Here is a 3,485-nt window from a genome sequence, read left to right on the forward strand (position 1 = left end):
AATCTACGGACAGGTGCTGCACGGCGCCGGGCCGCCGGCAAAAATGTAATTGATCAAAAAGACCGCATCCGAAATCGACAGCGCGTTGCTGCAATCGGCATCACCCGACAACAGCGGATCGGGCGCCTGACCACCGGCAAAGATATAATTGATCAAATACACGGCATCCGAAATCGACACCGCCGCCGAACCGTCGGCATCACCGCACTGATACACCGTCACTAACAGCGAATCACCCCAACCGGGAGCGCTGTCCCAGTAATCCTTGGTCTGGAACTTGACCCAGTACTCGCCGATATTCGGCCAGGTCCGATCGACTTGACAGGGAATACCGGGGTTATACGGACCCGTCCACGCAGTGCTGTCGTCCTTGTCGAACGACCAGCGGAATTGCAGCCGGTCACCATCCGGATCGGTCGCCGCGGCCGTATAGGTCTGCGTCGTACCGCGCCGCACCATCGCCGGACCACTGGGTGCCGGCGGCGCCGGCGGCGCCACATTGGCCGTCTTTACCGTGTATTCCACTTTCACCTGCGTCGAGCTGACGTAGTCCAGCCGCACCGCGATCTTCAACGGCGCCACCGCGCGGGTCGAGGCCGCTGTGATGTGCGAGGAATAGAATGTCTCGTCGTCCACGCCGCCCAGTGACACCCCGTGTCCGCCGTCGTAATACACCGTCGGCGTGTAACCCATATTGTAAGTTGCGGTCATGAAGGCCGAAGTCTGCGAATTATCGGTCACCATCGCCACCAGATTGAACTGGTACAATCCCGACTCGTACAGGGTCTCTAAATGCGACCGGGTGATCGGACAATAGCCGCAACCGTGCCGCGTGCCTTCCTCTACCAGCACCGTGTGGGTGTATGGCGCCGTCGGCTTGTCGATGCCGACTACCCCCGGCGTGGAGCCGGCGGAGGCATCGACCCAGTGCGCTGTGAACGGATAGGCCGGCGTGTCGGGATCCGAATAGGCCGGATGCCCCTCCACATTGAACACTGCCATCACCGCTTTGATGTTGTTCAGCGTCATGCCGGTGGATGAAAAAGTAACCGTGTCGGTCAAAATCTGGCCGTCGTTGAGTGTAATCGCCTGGTTCAGCGCGAAGCCCAGCATCCCAAAGGAATAGGAGCGGTTCGTGTAGTCCAGGTATCGCGACACCGGCTCGACGATGTAGATGCGCAGCGTCCCGTTATAGGTCGCGCGCTCGGAAGACGACGGCTGCGGCGCCGTCGTCGCCGCGGCATTCAGCGCCGGATCATCCACCTTCGTGTAATTTGCCGCTGGGGCCGCTCCGGCCGCCGCGATCACCCAGACCGCGATCGCCATCAGGACTAACAGCTTTCTCCGACCGATCATCTTCTCGTGTCTCCTTCCCGTCTGCAAACGTTGGCTCGCACTACTCAAGGCCTCGGCTGTCAGTACCGGAAACTGATCCCGGTGCTGATCACCATCGCCGAATATTCAAACAGCTCATTCGAGGAATTATTGTTAGTGTATTCGAGCGTCAGGCGCGGCTGAATCAACTGCCCGCTGCCGGTCGTAAACGGCCGCATCACCTGCAAAAACGCGCGCACCTGGTCGTCGTCGCGCTCCCGCCCCATCACGATCGGAAAATTGTCGCTCTCGATCGTCGGGAGATGATGGCGGTTCCAGTACCCGCATCCCAGCGTCGTGATCGTCTGCGGGATCAGGTAGCTCTTCAAAGTTGCCGCAATCGATGTCCCCTCCCACACCGCCGTCCAGGGCGACAGCAGCCCGATCGAAGAACCGAACACGATCCCCTCGTCCGTGTTCATGAACGTCCGATAGCTGAAGGTCACGCTGATGCCGTTCTTCTCATCCAGCGGCCGCGACCAGCGCGGCGAGACGTAGAACGACTTTAGTTTGCTGTCGGTGAGTGAGCGCTCCGGATGCTGCGGGTTGACGAAGATCAGGTTCGACTTGACATGCTCGTAGTCCATGCTCCCGTAGCCGGCCTCGATGTCGAAACTGTTGCGGCCGAACGGCGTCGTGTTAAGTCCGACGAACGTCTCCAACATCTCCCTATCCCCGCTCTCGGTCGCCAGATATGCATAGTCGCGGAACCCCACACCCCAGCGCAGCGTCGCCACTTCGCCGAAGCGGTATCCGGTTGTAATCCGTGAGTCCAGCGTATTGAGATCGTAGTAACTCAACTCGGAGTGATAGCGCCGGCCGTCAAAAGCGGCGTTGGCGTAAATCGACAACCGCGAAGTCGCCTTCAGCGGGATGTAGGTCAATCCGACTCGCCCCAGACGATTCGACATCGCTGCCACCCGGTCGTAAAGTGTCCAGTCACCATTGACGCTCAATTCGAGCGTGCTCACCGGATACCAGCGCACCATCCCCGAAGCCACCGAGTACTTGTCGATGAGCCCCGTCGAATCGCTCAGCAGATTGTCCGTGTAACCGCCGTTCAAGGCGGCTTCAAACAAGACATTGGATTTGGAACTTGAGGGAAGGAGGAAGGTCAGTGCCGTCGCCAGGATCAGGCAACAGCCAAAAGTCCGGATGCGCCAGTTAGCTATGGTCCGCAAGCTCCACCTGCGCACGCTCCGCCCATCACGGCGCCACACCCGATATCGCCGCCCGGGCCAAAGTCCACACCGACTCCGAAGCCGCCGCGATGCTGCGTCAGCGGATTCAACAACAGCTTCAGATGGTTAAACGAACCGGAATTATGGAGGAATACCGGTGTTGTCCCAATCATGGTCTGCGCTGCGGCAAACATCCCAAACTCGGCGGGCTGCTCCTGCGGCTGTGCCGCCGGTTTCTCACGCTCCGCCAAATCGGGAATTCCGTCGCCGTCGCGATCACCCGCTTGATCGTCGAATCCATCGCCGTCGCGATCAACAAATGCCTTCGCAGCACCGGTCGTCGCCGTCGGTGCTTGACCCTCGCCGAATAAGACGGGAGTATACAGGAGGGACAAAACGATGCCGAGCAGAGCGAGTTGTTTCATGGGCTGCCTTAGTTGTCGATCTTCTTCTACCTTAGTTGTCGATTTTCGACTCTTGAATATACCTTTTACAAGATACAACCCCTCTTCTCAAATGTCAACTATTTTTACCATGTTGTATAGCGACACTAACCTGAACCCCTGCCGCCTCCCTCCACGCCCCCAAAAACTGCACTCAACTTGGATTCTCGCCATCGCGGGACTGACGCCTCCGCGACAATGATGCTTTCTCCCCTCTCCTTTTGGGAGAGGGGTCGGGGGTGAGGGCTCTTCGTCGCCGCATGTTCTCCCTCCCAGCGCCATCGGCCATCACATTCCCCGCACCCGCCGATTGTGTCGTTGCGGCAGGTCTTGATCCCGCGCCTCACTACAACCGCAATGCCACCATCTCCCGCGCGGGATTGCGACCTGCCGCCTTCCTCCTCGCACCCAGAAACTGCACTCAACCTGGATTCGCGTCATCGCTGGACCGACGCCTCCGCGACAATGATGCTTTCTCCCCTCTCCT

3 protein-coding genes are annotated in these 3,485 nt (G+C 59.3%); all 3 read right to left on the reverse strand.

Annotated elements, in window-relative coordinates:
• Positions 1–3 precede the first annotated feature (3 nt).
• From IT585_11265 to IT585_11275, 3 genes are read right to left on the reverse strand one after another with little or no spacing between them, the layout of a single operon-like run.
• Entirely contained in the window at positions 4–1,356 is a 1,353-nt protein-coding gene (locus IT585_11265) for a hypothetical protein (protein ID MCC6963820.1), read from the reverse strand.
• 59 nt (positions 1,357–1,415) lie between these two features.
• Positions 1,416–2,555, reverse strand: coding sequence for a hypothetical protein (locus tag IT585_11270; protein ID MCC6963821.1), 1,140 nt, complete (start codon positions 2,553–2,555; stop codon positions 1,416–1,418).
• On the reverse strand, positions 2,543–2,980 hold the full coding sequence (locus tag IT585_11275; GenBank protein MCC6963822.1) for a hypothetical protein: 438 nt from the start codon (positions 2,978–2,980) through the stop codon (positions 2,543–2,545). The genes IT585_11270 and IT585_11275 overlap by 13 nt, the downstream gene beginning before the upstream one ends.
• Between the last annotated feature and the right edge of the window lie 505 nt (positions 2,981–3,485).

Source organism: Candidatus Zixiibacteriota bacterium, assembly GCA_020853795.1.
Lineage (GTDB): Bacteria > Zixibacteria > MSB-5A5 > CAIYYT01 > CAIYYT01 > JADJGC01.